The 16,071-nt window shown below is 65.1% G+C and carries 4 protein-coding genes; 2 read left to right on the top strand and 2 right to left on the bottom strand.

Annotated elements, in window-relative coordinates; all coding sequences use genetic code 11:
• Positions 1 to 6 precede the first annotated feature (6 nt).
• Together pbpC and ACR64R_RS13555 are read right to left on the bottom strand one after the other, a co-directional pair.
• Complete coding sequence (pbpC, locus tag ACR64R_RS13560; protein WP_487362119.1) at positions 7 to 2,097, bottom strand: penicillin-binding protein 1C; 2,091 nt, start codon at positions 2,095 to 2,097, stop codon at positions 7 to 9.
• 76 nt (positions 2,098 to 2,173) lie between these two features.
• Positions 2,174 to 7,654: an alpha-2-macroglobulin family protein gene (locus tag ACR64R_RS13555; RefSeq protein WP_487362118.1), complete on the bottom strand. Its 5,481-nt coding sequence runs from the start codon at positions 7,652 to 7,654 to the stop codon at positions 2,174 to 2,176.
• 277 nt (positions 7,655 to 7,931) lie between these two features.
• Between ACR64R_RS13555 and ACR64R_RS13550 the strand changes: the two genes are divergently transcribed.
• Together ACR64R_RS13550 and ACR64R_RS13545 are read left to right on the top strand one after the other, a co-directional pair.
• Positions 7,932 to 9,860: an autotransporter assembly complex protein TamA gene (locus tag ACR64R_RS13550; protein WP_487362117.1), complete on the top strand. Its 1,929-nt coding sequence runs from the start codon at positions 7,932 to 7,934 to the stop codon at positions 9,858 to 9,860.
• A 2-nt stretch (positions 9,861 to 9,862) separates the two neighbouring features.
• On the top strand, positions 9,863 to 15,916 hold the full coding sequence (locus ACR64R_RS13545; protein WP_487362116.1) for a translocation/assembly module TamB domain-containing protein: 6,054 nt from the start codon (positions 9,863 to 9,865) through the stop codon (positions 15,914 to 15,916).
• The last annotated feature ends 155 nt before the right edge of the window (positions 15,917 to 16,071 follow it).

The raw sequence follows: 16,071 nt of genomic DNA, 5'->3' as shown, positions 1-16,071 counted from the left end.
CGTCTTCTACTCAACGAACACCTTCACGCTCGCCGCGCGTCCGGCCGCGTCGATCACCGTCAGCGTCGAATAGCCGGTGCCGTCGGGCTGCCAGGTCGCGGTGCGGCGGCGGTCGATGCCGGCGAGCGGCTTGCCGTTGGCCAGCCAGCGGAACGGCGCGCGGCCGCCCTGCAGTTTCAGCACCAGCGGCGTGGCATCGGCCGAATTGGTGCCGAGGTCGACGCGGGCGCCGTTGGGTGGGAAGATGATGGTCGGCGCCGGCTCGGTGGCCGTGGCCTGCACCAGCCCGTCGGCGCCGGCGCCGAAGCGGGCCAGCGTCACCGGCAGTTCCTCGCGCTTGGGGTTGAAGACGCCCGGCGGCCGGCCGGGCAGCGGCACGCTGGCAAGGCCGGAACGGACGAAACCTTCGAACAGGATGGGCGCCGCCGAGACATAGCCCGACAGGCCGGGGACAGGGCTGGCATCGGCTCGACCGACCCACACACCCAGCACGTAGCGGCCGTCGAAACCAACGGACCAGGCATCGCGATAGCCGTAGGAGGTGCCGGTCTTGTAGGCGATGCCGCGCTGCATGGCGCCTTCCGGCGGCTTGACGCCGGACAGGATGTCGTTGATCTGCCAGGCTGCCTGGTCGTCGAGCATAGTGGCCGTAATGCGCGGGGCATCCGCCGGCTCGGTGCCGTCATGCAACGTGTGCATCTTGCCGCCATTGGCGAGCCCCGTATAGAGCTGCACCAGGTCGCGCAAGGTCACGCCGACGCCGCCAAGCCCGATCGCCAGGCCCGGCGCCTCGTTGACCGGCAGGACCGGGTTGACACCTGCCTGGCGGAAGCGCGCCGTCAGCCGCGCCGGACCAACGGCGTCGAGCACGCGGATCGCCGGCACGTTGAGCGACAATTGCAGCGCCTGGCGGATTGAGACATCGCCCTGGTAGCCCATGTCGAAATTCTTCGGACGGTAGCCGCCGAAATCGGCCGGACTGTCCTCGATTATCATCTCCTGCGCCACCAGCCCCTGCTCGAAGGCCAGCCCGTAGATGAAAGGCTTCAGCGTCGAGCCCGGGGAGCGCACCACCCTAGTCATGTCGATCCAGCCGGATCGGCTGGCGTCGAAGAAATTGGCCGAGCCGACTTCGCCGAGGATATCGCCGGTGCGCGCATCGGCCATCACCATGGCGACCGAAAGCTTTGGACCGAGCTTCCTTGCGGCATCGCTGGCCACCTGTTCTAGCCCCTGCTGCACGCTCTTGCGGATGGTGAGCTGAAGCGGTTTGCCGGGCACGGCCCTGGGCAGCATGGCATAGGAAGCGTGCGGCGCCAGCGCCGGCAGCTTGCGGCGCAGGCTTGAAACATCGTCGAGCGCGGCGCGCGAGGCTTCGCGCTCGCCGAGCAGGCCGGCCGAGACCATACGGGCGAGCACACGGTCGCGCGCGACGTGCGCTATGTCCAGGTTGCGGTCTGGCCTGCGTTTCTCCGGCAATTGCGGCAGCGCCACGAGAAGGGCGGCCTCCGACACGGTGAGCCGCTTGGGCTCCTTGCCGAAATAGGCGAGCGATGCGGCGCGCACGCCTTCGAGATTGCCGCCATAGGGTGCCAGCGTCAGGTAGCGTTCGAGGATCTCCTGCTTGGTGAGCCGCCGCTCGATCTGGATGGCGCGCAGCATCTGCTTGAGCTTGGAGCCGAGGCTGCGGCTGTCGCGCGGCTCGATCAGCCGGGCAAGCTGCATCGACAAGGTCGAGCCGCCCGACACGATATGGCCGCTGGTGACGAGCTGGCCGGCGGCGCGGCAAAGTGCCAGGACATCGACGCCTCGATGATCCCAGAAGCGCTTGTCTTCATAAGTCACCAGCATGTCGACGAATTGCTTGTCGACCTGGTCGAGCCGGGTTTCGAGCCGCCAGTAGCCGTCCGGCGTGGCGAAGGCGCGCAACAACTGGCCGTCGCGGTCCTGGACCTCGGTCGAGACCGTCAGCTTTTCCGGCAATGGCGGTGGGAAAGCGCGGTCGAGCTCCCAGAGCGCGGCGATCGAAAGCGCCGCGAAGCCGGCGATGCAGGCGCCTGCGATCGCTGTTCGTCTGAGGAATTTTCTGGAGAGCATGGTTTCTGCCCTTCATCCGCCTGCCTGCACCTTCTCCCCGTATAGTGACGGGGAGAAGGCTAAGCCGGCTACCTTGCTATTCCGCCTTCACCTCCATCACGCCGGTGGCGGTGCGGGCCGAATATTGCGGCCGGTACATATCCTCCACTGTCGCCGCCGGATGGGCGTAGGTGCCCGGCGTCACGGCGCGTACGACATAGGCCAGCGTGATGTTGCGGTCGCCGTCGCCTTCATTCGGATTGAAGGCGGCCACGAAGCGGTCGTCGCGGAACTCCAGATGCGCGGCGTCGGTCTGCGCCAGCCAGGAGAAGTTCGACAGTTGCGCGCTGGAAACAAGGCTCGGATTGTCGATCTCGAAGCCGGCCGGCAACAGGTCGGTGATCAGGAGCCGCGACGGCCACTTGTTCTGCTCATAGACCTTGAGCACGACCACATAGCGCTCGTTCTGCTTGGCCTCGGTGACGTTGGCCTCGGTGCCGTCGAGCTTGTAGTAGGTTCGATCGATGGTCAAGCCGTCGCCGCCGGCCGGCAGCGGCTCGACCGGCGCGGCCACCGCCGTGACCACCGCCTGCAGCGGCGTCGCGCCGGTGTTGGCGATGGTGAGCGGGCTGTTGACCAGATCGCTGCCCGCGACCTGGTCGGAATAGCCGCCCGAATGCGGCGCGCCGTTGACGGAAAGCATGATGGAATCATTGCCTTCCTTCAGCGCCCGCGCGGCCAGCAGCATCCAGGATTCGTCCTGCGTGCTCGTCCAGCGGGCATCCGCGCGCGCCACGCCCACCAGCTTGATCAGCTGCGGCATGATGCTCGGCACGGGCTTCGCTTCCGCCGCCAGCGCCAGCATCGCTGCGCCATCGCGCAGCCGCGAGCCGTAGTCAGAACGGTACCAGTCGTAGTCGGTTTCCGACTGCGCCAGCCTGAGCGCCGTCTGGAAGGTGGCTTCCGAACGCTGCGTGTCGCCGTAAAGCGCAAGGCTTGCCGCCAATTGGGCGACGGCCATCGGACTGGAGAAAGCTTCGAGCTGCGTGTCGGCGTAATAGCGCAGATCGCCGATCGAGGCCTTCTTGTTGCGGGCAAGCACGTAGAGCGAATAGGCGATCTCGCTGCCCTTGTCCTGAACGTCCTGATCGTAGCCCAGCGAGTTCTGCAGGTTGTTCAGCGCCTGGTTCATGGCGAGCGCCGGAACGTCATATTTCTGCTCGCGCGCCCGAGTCAGGAACTCGGTGACATAGGCGTCGAGCCACAGATCGCCGGAGCCAGGCCCCCAGAGGCCGAAGCTGCCGCTCGACGACTGGTAGGACAGCACTTTGTAGATGGCGTCCTGGATGCGCTGATGCAGGTCCGGGTCGCTTTCCATGCCGATGCTCTTGGCCATGTCGTTGACATAGAGCAGCGGCATGGCGCGGCTGGTGGTCTGCTCGGCGCAGCCATAGGGGTAGCGGTCGAGCGACATCAAAAGCGACGGCACGTCGAGCGCGGACGACTGCGAAACGCCGACGCTGACCGAAGCGCCGTCGAGCACGCTTGCCGCGAGCAGTTCCTTGTCGACGCGCAACGAGCCGCCATGTGGCTTCAGGTCGACAACCATGCGGTTGGTGACCGGAAGCTGCGCCGGGCGCACCGGAAGGTAAAGCGTCTGCTCGACCTGCGTGCCGTCGGCGTGGGCGAGCTTGACGGTGATCGAGGCGTCGCCCGCGGTCTTCGCGACCAGCGGGAAGGTGAGCGACTGCCGTTTGCCCTGGGCGAGCGTCAGCTTCTCTGGCAAGGGCTTGTCGCCCGTCGTGAGATCCCCGGTCGTGATGACCGAGAGCCCATAGTCACCGGCCGGGCCATCGGTGTCGGCGATGTCGAGACGCATGGTGGCCGCATCGCCCGGCGCCAGGAAGCGCGGCAGGCCGGCGGTGATCACCACCGGGTCGCGCACGATGACGTCGGTCTGGGCATGGCCGACCGCATCCTTGGTCCAGGCGACGGCCATGACGCGCACGGTGCCGTTGAACTGCGGGATGTCGAAGTCGATGCGCGCCTTGCCACTGGCATCAAGCTCGACCGGGCCGGAGAAGAAGGCGACCAGCTTTTCGGTCGGCGGGCTGCCCTGCGCCTGCATGTTGGCGCCGTCACCGCCGGTGCGTATCTTGCCCATGGTGCCGAGCGAGCCGTCGATCAGGCGGCCATAGAGGTCGCGGATCTCCAGCCCCAGCATGCGCTGGCCGAAGAACCAGTTCTCCGGATCAGGCGCCTTGTAGTTGGTGAGGTTGAGGATGCCGACATCGACGGCGGCCACCATCACATAGGCGTTGCTGCCGGCCTGGGCGCCGTTGACGGCGACCGGGATCGACAGCTGCTGGCGGGGCACGGTCTTTTCCGGCAGCGTCAGCGTAACCGCCAGCTTCTTCGAGCCCGGATCGACCGACAGCCATTGGATGCCGATGGCGCGGGCCGGCATGCGCGATTCCTGCGCGTCGCCCGGCCGGAACAAGGTCGCCGTGACGTAGGCGCCGGCGCCCCAGCCGTCGCCGACGGGGATGTCAACGGTGCTGCCGCCGGCCGGCACCGAAGCGGTGACGGTCTTCAACAGCTTCTCGGCGCCGATGGTGACAAGCAGCTCGCCGGCAAAATGCGGCGAGATTTTCAGCTTGGCGACTTCGCCGGCGGCGTAGCTGTTCTTGTCGAGGGCGATCTCCAGCCCGTCGGGCGTTTCGGTGGTGGTGGAAGCGACGTACCAACCGGCGTCGAACTCATAGCTGGTCGCCGGACCTTCGGGATCGGCCGTCGCGACCTCGAGCCGATAGCGGCCCCAGTCGACAGGCAACGACACTGTCGCCTCGCCATCGGCCTTCAGGTCGACCGCGCCATTGGCGACCGACTTGGTGAGGTTCACCGCCTCGTAGTTCCAGGAATTGTTGGAACGGTACCACTGATAATTGCGCTCGACCTTGACCAGCGACCACTGGGCGCCTTTCAGGTCCTCGCGCTTGCCGTTTGGGTCGACTGCGATGATGCTGAACTTGGCCGTGCCGCCCTGCGGCACCTCATCATCGGCGAAGTCCGGGCGAATGCCGATGACGTCGCGCTGCGGGCGAACGCCGATGTCGAGCGAGCGCTCGACGGCGCGACCGCCGGCCTCGCGCATGCGCACGGTGACCTTGGCTTTGACCAGCTTTGTGGTCGACGGCAACTGGTCTATCGTGATCGGGAAAGTCGCCTTGCCGTCGTCGCCAACCACCGGAAGATTGGCGAGAGGCGTCACGGTTGGCTCGCTCGACTGCTCGTCAGCCAGGCCGAAGGTGAAATCCTTGAAGCTGTCCCAGGTGCTCGTCGTCGACAGCGTCGTCTCGCCTTCGAGTGCCAGGCCCGCGGCCGGAGCGCCATAGAGGAAGCGGCCGTCGCCCGTGGCGTTTGCAGTCTCGCCCTGGGTGATCTCCTTCTTGTCGGCGGTAAGGTCGAATTCGATGCGATCCGGCACGAAATCCTCGACCAGGAACATCTGGCTGGCGACCGCCGCCTGTTTGGGATCGGTGTAGATCGACACAGTCCAGGTGCCACGCATGGCGTTGGCCTCGAGCGGCAGGTCGACGGCATGGCCGCCTGCGGACTCGCCATTGCTGACTACACGGCGGCTTTCGACACCGTCGGGACGCGTGAAGATGAAGGTCAACGGCAGGTTCTCGACCGCCTTTGCAGCGCCGTCGCGGGCAAGGGCCGCGACATGCACATCCTCGCCTGCACGGTAGATGCCCCGCTCGGTCCAGGCATAGACGTCGAGCGCGCCCGGCGAGGCGCGCCCCTCGACGCCGCGGTCCGAAAGATCGAATCCGGCCTTGCCCATATCGAGGAAGACGAAGTCGTTGTCGCCCTGCTTGGCCATCAGCACGGCCGGCACCATGCCGTTCTCGCCGCGCGTCAGGCCCGGATTGAAGACGGCGTGGCCCTCGGCATCGGTGGTCGCCGTGCCAAGGATCTCGTTGTTCTTGGCAAGCAGCGTCAGTTCGGCGCCCGAAATCGGCTTGGCCGAGCCCAGCGAACGGGCAAAGACATTAAGCCCGTCCTGCCCGGTATAGGTTGAAAGGCCGATATCGGAGACGACGAACCACTGCGTGGCGCGCGAACCGTAGTCGTCGCGCTTGTCGTCAACCGGTTGCGCGGTCAGCACATAAACGCCGGGCTTGCGCTGCGGGATCGCCTCATCCACAGGGAACGAAGTGGTAACCTCCTTGTTGAGATCATTGGCGATATCGAGCGTGCCGGACCAGACGGGGGCGCCCATCTGGTCGGAAATCGTGGAAATGTCGTAGCCGTCGAGCTGATGCAGGAACTGATAGCCGGACAGAAGCTGCGCCAGCGAACGGTCACCGATCCGGTAAAGCGTCATCTTGGCAGCGTTCATGTTGACGGTCACGACCGGGATGCCGCGCCTAGCGCCTGCAGGCAGCACGAAGCTGTCGCCGGTGAAGCGGGCCGACGGGGCGCGGTCCTGGACGTAAATCGACAGCACGACGGGCGCGGCGATCGTCTCGCCGATCGCGGCCGGCAGGCCGGCGCGGAAGGTCACGTCATAATGCTGGCCGTGTTGCAGGCCTTCGACGCAAATCTGCTTGTCCTTGGCTTCGACAGCCTTGGGCGCGGCGTTGTCGACGGTGACGAACTGGGCATAGTCGACGCCGGTCTTGACCAGTTCCTCGGAAAACTGCGCGCAGATGCGCGGCGAGGAGGAATCGGCATCGACGGTGTGCTCGACGACGCGGAAACCCTTGCGCGCCTTGAGGTCGGCATAATCGGCCTGGACTGCCGGCGAACTCACCAGCGCAAGGCTGGCTTCATAGGCCTGCAGCGAGGGGCGGTAAAGGTCGCGCTTGTCGAGACCGGCGGCAAGCAGCGCCAGCGCCTCGGCGCGGGTCTTTGCGGTGCGCACCAGCTTGTAGGCGTTGAAGGCGGCCGAGGTGGCGTTCATCGGGAAAGTCGAGGGTTCCGCGGTGTTCGACGCCGGCTCCACGGCGAGGATCTCGCGCGCCAGCGACAGCCACAGCGCGCCGTCATCGGGCAGGATGGAGAGCGCAGACTGGTATTTCTGCATGGCAAGGCGGTGGTCGCCGGTAAGCGCCGCCTGCTCGGCGGCTGCTTGCAGGGCCGAAAGTCCTTCGGTCGGCTTGTCATAGGCCGGATCGGTCAGCTTGTTGCGGAACTGCTGGGCCTGGTCGGCCATCCAATTCGGGAAAAAGGCGAGCGCCGGCGGGGCGCCAATATCGGGATCGCCATCGAAATTGGCGACCTTGCCGGCGACGGCGCCGGTGAAGGGTTTCAACTGGTTATAGTCGGATTTGAGAAAGCACCACTTCGCCTTGGTGTTGTAGGTAAAGGCGCGGCAGGCGGAATCGCCGAGGCACATGGTCTTGCACTGGTCGAGGCCGACATTCTGCTCCGATCTGAGGTCGAAGCCGAAATAGTCGGAATTGTCAGTTGTCACGATGCGCCGGGCTTCGGCCGCAACCGCCACCCCGCCCAGGGCGAAAAAGATGAGAAGAAGGAAAGAGAGACCACGAGCCGCGCGCATTGCCACATCACCCTCCAGACATTGCCAGCGTCCGGGCATGATCAAGCTTCAAACAGGCTTGTCAACGCCGGAGCGCCGCGGGTTTTTCACCCGCGAACGGTTTCCATGCCGGCCAAAGGCCGTTATTCGGACAGAACCTCTGTGAGACGGATCACACATTCTTGCGAAAATGCAAAAGGTGTGAATTCCAAGCCCGGTCTATTTCAGACAATTGGATTGTGGCCCCTTTACGAACGTGTCGAAACTTCATTCCAATTTTAGGTTTGTCGACTAGGTTGTCTTAATGCCGGCGCATGAAACGCAGATGTCAGGACGGTTCGCGCCAGGGCGCGAGCTTGCGCGCGCCCTGCTTTTCGCGCTCGTCTGCTTGAGCGTGCTGGCCGGCGAGGCACGGCCCGCGGCGGCTTTCGAGATCTTCGGCATCAAGCTCTGGGGCTCGTCCAAGAACGAGGATGCCGACATCGTCGATCCGCTGCGCTATTCGGTGACGATCGATGCGCCGGACGCCGACAAGGATCTGGTCAAGAGGCTAGAAAACGCCTCGGCGCTGAAAAGCGACGAGGATCATCCGGTGTCCGGATCGCTCGGCCTGATGGCCAAAGCGCGCGGCGACCGCGAACAACTGGTCGCCGCGCTCTACGCCGATGCTCGCTATGAAGGCGTGGTCACCATCACGATCGATGGCAAGTCCATCGACGAATTGCCGCCGGACGCCGAATTCAAGGGACCGCAGCCCATTCCGGTCGTCATCAGCGTCGCGCCCGGGGCGAAATTCACATTGGGCAATATCCGGCTGAAGGGGGATGCCGCCGGGCTGGCAAGCGCCGATTTCGGACTGATCGCCGGCGGTGATGCCGGTTCCGGCGCCGTGCTCAAGGCCGAAGCCCTGATCGTGCGGGCGCTGAAGGACGAAGGCAGACCGCTTGCAAAAGTGACGAACCGCGAGATCGTCGCCGAGCACACCAGCTCGACGCTGGATGTTACTTTGACGGTGGCGGCTGGCCCGGTTGCCGGCTATGGCGACACGACTGTCGAGGGCACCGAGAAGGTCGATCGCAACTTCACCGAATACATGACCGGGTTGAAACGGGGCCAGCAATATTCGCCGCAGGAAATCGACGATGCCCGCGACCGGCTGCTCGGGCTGGAAGTCTTCAACAGCGTGACCATCAAGGAAGGCGACAGCCTCGACGCCAACGGCAACGTTCCGATCGATGTCCAGGTCAGCGAGCGCAAGCCGCGCTATTTCGGCCTCGGCGGCACCTTATCGAACACCGAAGGCCTCGGGCTCGAAGGTTACTGGGGGCATCGCAACCTGTTCGGGCAGGCCGAGAAGCTTCGTATCGACGGCTCCATCAGCGGCATCGGCAGCAACAGTATTTCCGCGCTCAACTATAATGCCGGGGTGATGTTCGAGAAGCCGGGCGTGCTCGGGCCGACGTCGAAATTCTTCGCGGGTGTCAAGACGGTGTTCGAACATCCTGATGCCTACGATCATTTCTCGGTCAAGGGCGACGCGGGCGTTTCCTACGACCTCGACAAGAGGCAGCGGGTCTCGGCTGAATTCGACCTCGATTATTCGAGGATCACCGACGCCTTCGGCAAGCATACCTATCTGATCGCCAGCGTGCCGCTGCAATATGTCTACGACAACCGTGACAACAAGCTCAATCCGACCAGGGGATTCCGCTTTCTCGCCTATGCCGAGCCGAGCTACGACATATTGAACGGCGCGACCTTCCTGAAGCTGAAGGGCGAGGGCTACACCTACCAGTCGCTCGATACTGCAAGCCGGTTCGTGCTTGCCGAACGCGCGACGCTTGGGTCGATCGTCGGCACCGGACTGCAGAACGTGCCCGCCGACCGGCGCTTCTATTCCGGCGGCGGCGGCTCGGTACGCGGCTATTCCTACCAGGGCATCGGCCCTAAGGACATCAACGGCCAGCCGATCGGAGGCCTCTCCTTCTTCGAAACCTCGGTCGAGATGCGCATCGGCGTCACCGACACGATCGGCATCGTTCCGTTCGTCGATGCCGGCACCGTTTCGACCAGGTCATTCCCCGATTTCTCGAACATCAAGGTGGGCGCGGGCGTCGGCCTGCGCTACATCACGCCGTTCGGACCGCTGCGCATCGACGCGGCAGTACCGCTCAACCGCGATCCGGGCGATCCTCATTTCGGCATCTATGCCGGCATCGGCCAGGCGTTCTGACCATGAAGACAGTCTGGCGCATCCTTCGCATCTGCCTCTACGCGCTGCTGATCGTGCTGGTGGTGGCGATCGGCGCGCTCGTCATCCTGACCGGCACCGAAGGCGGCCGCCAGAACCTTGCCGGCTTGATCTCGAAGATGGCTTCGAGCGAGGACCGCAAGGTGACGGTCAGCGGCATCGAGGGCATATGGTCGGGCGCGCTGAGACTCGACCATGTGGTGCTGGAAGACCGCGCAGGTCCGTGGATGGTGGCGCGCAAGGTGGCGCTCGACTGGTCGCCGACGGCACTTCTCTCCAAGAATTTCATTGCCGACCGCTTTGCCGCCGAGCGCATTGAACTGGCCCGGCTGCCGCAACCGAGCCAGCAGCCATCGCAGAGTGGGTCGGCCAGCCTGCCGGTGTCGATCGATGTCAGGCAGATCGACCTGCCGGAGATCGCGCTCGGCCAGGAGCTTGCCGGCACCGGGATTGCCGAACTGGCCGCCAAGGGCTCGCTCAAGGCCGATCCGTCGCCGCTGGCCATCGAAACCATGCTCAGCGTCTCCCGCCATGACGGCAGGGAGGGCAATGTCGACGCCAAGGTCCATTTCGCCCCGGCCGACGACAAGCTCGACCTCGATCTCAAGGCGTCGGAGCCGGCCGGTGGGATCATCGCCAACCTGCTCAAGCTGCCCGGTGCGCCTCCTGTAAACATCGTCGTCTCCGGCAGTGGACCCTTGGCCAATTGGAGCGGCGTCGGCACCTTCATGGTCGACGGCCGGATCGTCAGCCAATTGACCGGCCGCCATCAACTCACCGACAAGGGCCATCGCATCGAGGCCAAGGGCGACGGCCAGTTTGAAGGCTTCCTGCCGGAGAAGATAAAAGCGCTTTTTGCCGGCAAGACGAGCTTCGACGTTGCCGGAACGGCGACCACGTCGGGCGGGGTCGATATCGAGCGCGCCACGATTGAAAGCGATACCGTCCATGGGACAGCGACCGGCAACGTCGATCCCAAGGGCGCCAGCGACCTGGCGGTCGAGCTCTCCGCCAAGGACAAGCCGGTCACCATCGATGTCGGCAACAGCGCCGCGCCTATCCTGGTCGCGGTCGAGAAGGCCACCGCGCGCGCCTTCGGCGACGGCAAGGCCCCCATGGTCGATATCGGCACATCGCTCGTCTCGGTGGCCGTCGGCGGCACGCAGCTCAACAATGTGACGGCCGCGATTCACTCCGACGGCTTCGACGTGGAGAACCGCAGCGGCCCGGTCAGCGTCAACCTCGCCGCCGCGGGCCTGAAGACCGATGTGGCGACGCTGGCGCCGCTGGTGACCGGAAAGCTCGCCGCCGATCTATCCGGCACGATCAGCCGCGATGCCGTTACCATAGACAAGGGCACCTTGCGCAGCGATGCGCTCAATGCCGCGCTGACGGCCAACGTGTCGCTCGCCGATCTGTCGATGACACTGAAGATGAATGCCGACGCCGTCTCGAAGGCATTGCCGCCGCAGATCAGCTCGCTGCTAGGCGATCGGGTGAAGTTCTCCGCGACCGCGACCCGTGATCCACAGGGCGCGTTCGCCGCCAATTCCCTGGAGCTCACCTCCGGCTCGCTCAGCGCCAGCGGCACCGGCAGCATGCAAGGAACGGATATCCAGGCCGATGTGAAGGGTACCCTGGGCGACGTCTCTTCACTGTCGTCGCTCGCCGGCACGCCGCTCGCGGGCGGGATAAACTTCGCGCTGACCGCGAGCGGTCCGCGCCTGGCGCCGGATTTCTCCGTTTCGGCCGACAGCGCCAGCCTGACGGCCGCCGGCCGCACGGTGAAGGACATCAAGCTCTCGGCCAAAGGCAAGGCCGACGTCGTCAATCCGTCGGCCGACCTCTCGTTGACCGGCAGTGCCGAAGGGCAGGCGCTCGACATCGGGGCTTCACTGGTCACTGCAGACGGCAAGCGCACGATCAAGGGTCTTAGCCTCGCGCTCGGCGACAACAAGGTTTCGGGCGATCTCGCGCTCGACGACAATTTCCTGCCGCTCGGCACACTTACGCTTGCCGTGCCCGACATCGGACCGCTTGCCGCGCTGGCAAATCAGACAGCGACCGGCGATATCAACGGGACGATCGCCTTCGCCAAGGAGGGCGACGCGCCGACCGTCAGCATCAACGCGGCCAGCGCGTCGATCGCGCGGGGCGACCTGGCGGCGAAAAAGATCACCGTCAACGCGGCGATCGCCAATTACCTGAAGGGGCCGGCGATCTCGGGCACGATCAAGGCCGATAGCGTGACTTCGGGCAGCACGGTCGTCAGCGCCATCGGCATCGATTTAAAGCGCGACGGCGACTGGACCAACTTTGCCGGCGGCGCCACGGCATCGGGTATCCCGGCAACGGCCACGGGGCGACTGAAGATCGCCAACGGCACCACAAATGTGGAAATCGCTTCCGGCGAAGCGACCGTGCGCGGCATCAAGGCGGTTATCGCCGAACCGTCGAGCATCTCATTCGCCAATGGCGTGACTTCCGTGGAGAAGCTCGTCCTCGATCTCGGTGGCGGTTCGGCGACGGTTTCCGGCAGCGCGGGCCAGACGCTGGACCTGACGGCCAATCTCATCAACCTGCCGGTGGCGCTGGCCAATGCATTCGTGCCAGGCCTCGACGGCGCCGGAACGGTGGACGGCACGGCCCATGTGACGGGTCCGTCGTCCAATCCGGATGTTCAGTTCGACGCCAAGGTGGCGGGCGCCGAGACCAGCCAGACCCGGCAGGCGGGGTTCGGGTCGCTCGATCTCGCTGCGGCCGGCAGCTACTCCCTGGGGGGCGGGGTTGCGCTGGACCACGCCACGCTTTCGGGCGACAAGATTTCGGGCAAGGCCGCTGGAACCCTCAACCCCAACGGCGCCAGCGACTTCTCTATCGACCTCACATCATCCGGACCCAGCCTGCCGCTGACGGTCGGCAGCGCCGAGAGCCCGGTCAGGCTCGAGGTTCAATCACTGTCGGCAAAGATGGCGGGCGAAAGCACGCAGGCGCGGCTGGACGTGTCGGCTATCGTGCCCTCCATTGTCGACAGCCAGGCAAAGGTCAACGGGCTGACGTTAACGCTGCACTCGGACGCCTTCGACCTCAAGGGGCGGACAGGGCCGGTTTCCGGCACGGTCTCGGTGGAAAGGATCGGATTGGACAATCCTACGATCGCGCCGCTGATTGCAGGCAAGGTCACGGCCAAGGTCAATGGCCAGATGACGAGCGATGCCGTCGCTGTCAACAGCGGATTCCTCAAGAGCGATGCGCTCAACAGCCAGGTTGCGGGCCGGATATCGCTTGGCGATGGCGCCGTCGATCTCAATATGACGGCCGACGTCGCTTCTTCCGCCTTGCCGGCGGCGGTACGCGGCGTGCTGGGCGAGAGCGCGAAGTTGAGTGCGGCGCTGAAGCGCGATGCCAATGGCAATGTCAATATCGACGGCCTGAAGCTCAATTCGGGCGCACTCAGCGCCGATGGGCAGGCGAGCCTTGCCGACGGCAAGCTGGCCGCTGCCATCAGGGGAGTATTGAGCGACGTTTCGCTGCTCTCGAAGGATGCCAAGGGCGCCATTGCCTTTGCCCTGGATGCGCAAGGGCCAGTCACCGCCCCGGATCTGTCGCTCACGGTCAACAGTGACCGGCTCCTGGTGGCGGAGCGCGAGATCGCCGGGCTGAAACTGACGGCCACCGGCAAGGCCGATGCCGCCAATCCCGCGGCCAATGTGCAGCTCATCGGCAACGTTGCCGGGCAGAACCTGCAGGGCAGCGCGGTGCTTGCGACAACCAATGGCGGCCGCGCGATAAACGGGCTTCTGCTGTCGCTCGGTCCGAACAAGATTTCCGGCGATCTCGCGCTCGACGATGCGTTCGTGCCGGTCGGCACCGTCACGCTCGATCTTCCAGATATCGGGCCGCTTGCCGCGCTGGCACTGGAAAAGGCCGAGGGCAATGTGAGCGGCACGATCGCCTTCTCGAAGACGGCCAATGGACCCAACGTCGCGATCAAGGCGAACACCTCGCAGATCAAGCGCGGTGACCTCTCCGCCAGAAACGTTGCTGTCGACGCGCAAATCGCGAACTACATGGCAGCGCCGGTGATCACCGGCACGGTGCGGGCCGAAAGCGTGACTTCCGGCGGCACGGCCATCACCGGCATCGATGTCGACCTCAAGCGCGACGGCGACTGGACCGCCTTTTCGGGTGGCGCCACCGTCAAGAACATCCCTGCGAGGGCTGCCGGTCGCGTGAAGGTCGCCAACGGCACGACCACCATCGAACTCGCCGCGGGGCAGGCGAGCGTGCAGGGCATCAAGGCCGCGATCGCTCAGGCCTCGACCGTGACCATCGCCAACGGGGTAACGACACTCGACCGGCTGGTGCTCAACCTTGGCGGCGGCACGGCGACGGTGACGGGCAAGGTGGCGCAGGCGCTCGACCTCAACGCCAATCTGTCCCGGGTGCCGGTATCGATCGCCAACGGTTTTTCGCCAGGTCTCGACGCGGCCGGCTCGATTTCGGGCACCGTCAAGGTGACTGGCCAGCCCTCGACTCCGTCGGTTGCCTTCAACATCGATGCTTCGGGCGTGCAGACCTCGCAGACGCGAGGCGCCGGCCTCGGCGGCATGAATGTGTCGTCTTCGGGAACTTTCGCGGGCAACAAGCTCGCTTTCGACGCCAACATCACCGACGGCGCCGGCCTCAGCCTCAAGGGGGGCGGCTCGGTGACGACGTCGGGCACGCCGGCCCTGGCGCTCGATTTCAACGGCAAGGTGCCGTTTTCCTTCCTTGCCTCGAAGCTCGCCGCGCAAGGGCTGGGCCTGACCGGAACCGCCAATGTCAACGTGCAGGTGCGCGGTCCGTCGTCGTCGCCGGTAATCGCCGGAACGGTGAGCACTTCCGGCGCTCGCCTGGTCGATGCCAGATCCGGCCTTGCGGTCAACGACATTGCCGCGGACGTTTCTATCGGCGGCGGCGTCGCCAGGATCAACAGGCTCACCGGCACGCTTTCGACGCGGGGCAAGCTCTCGGCTAGCGGCACGGTGGGCATCAATCCGGCGCAAGGCTTCCCTGCCGACCTGTCGATCAAGCTCACCGACGGCCGCTACACCGACGGCCGTGCGGTGACCGCCAATCTCGGGGGCGATCTGACCGTCAAGGGGCCGCTCGTCTCCGCGCCGGTGATCGCCGGCACCGTCAACCTGGCAAGGACGGTCATCACCGTCCCGGAAAGGCTGCCGGCGTCACTTTCGGCGCTGGATGTCAAGCACAAGAACGCGCCGGCGTCGGTACGGGCGCAGGACAAGGCGCTGCGCCCGGCGACGTCAAGTGGCAGCAGCAATGGCGGCAGCGGCCTGACGCTCGACGTGACGGTCAATGCGCCGAACCAGATCTTCATTCAGGGCAGGGGCGTCGACGCCGAACTTGGCGGCTCGCTCAAACTGACGGGCCCGGCCTCGGCGCCGCATGCGGTTGGCACCTTTACCCTGCAGCGAGGGCGGCTGATCATCCTTTCCAAGCGGCTGACCTTCACGGAGGGCACGATAGGATTCCAGGGTTCGCTGGTGCCCTACCTCAATATGACGGCGACTACGACGACGAGCAGTGCCACGGTCACGATCGTCGTGTCGGGCGAGGCGACCGATCCGAAATTCACCTTCTCCTCCGCGCCGGCGCTGCCCCAGGACGAGATCCTGGCGCAGCTCATCTTCGGTCAATCCATGTCGAAACTGTCGCCAATCCAGATCGCGCAGCTTGCGAGCGCGGCGGCGCAGCTGGCCGGCGTCGGCGGTTCGACCTCGCTGCTGGAGAACCTGCAAAGCGCCATCGGCGTCGACGATCTCGACGTGACGACGGACGAGAAGGGCGGCACCGCCGTTTCGGCCGGCAAGTACCTCAACGATCGCACCTATGTGACGATCCAGAAGGGCGACAAACCAGGCTCCGGCAAGGCCACGATCGACCTCAATGTCGGTCGCGGGGTGAAGCTGCGCGGCGAGGCTAACGATGCCGGTGAAGCCAAAGGCGGCGTCTTCTATGAACGCGAATATTGAGGCCGCACGGGCGTTTTTCTGCATACACGGCGGCTCTCCGCCGCCGATGCTGGGCCGTTATCCTTATAAAATGTATTGATTTAATCATCCGCGGCGATTTCTTGGGAAATCCGTGTTGCGCTAACAAATTTGCGTCAAGACTGTCGCTATCGCGC

The sequence above is a fragment of the Mesorhizobium sp. MC2-1-1 genome, assembly GCF_057597255.1.
This window is presented reverse-complemented; position numbering and strand designations above follow the sequence as displayed.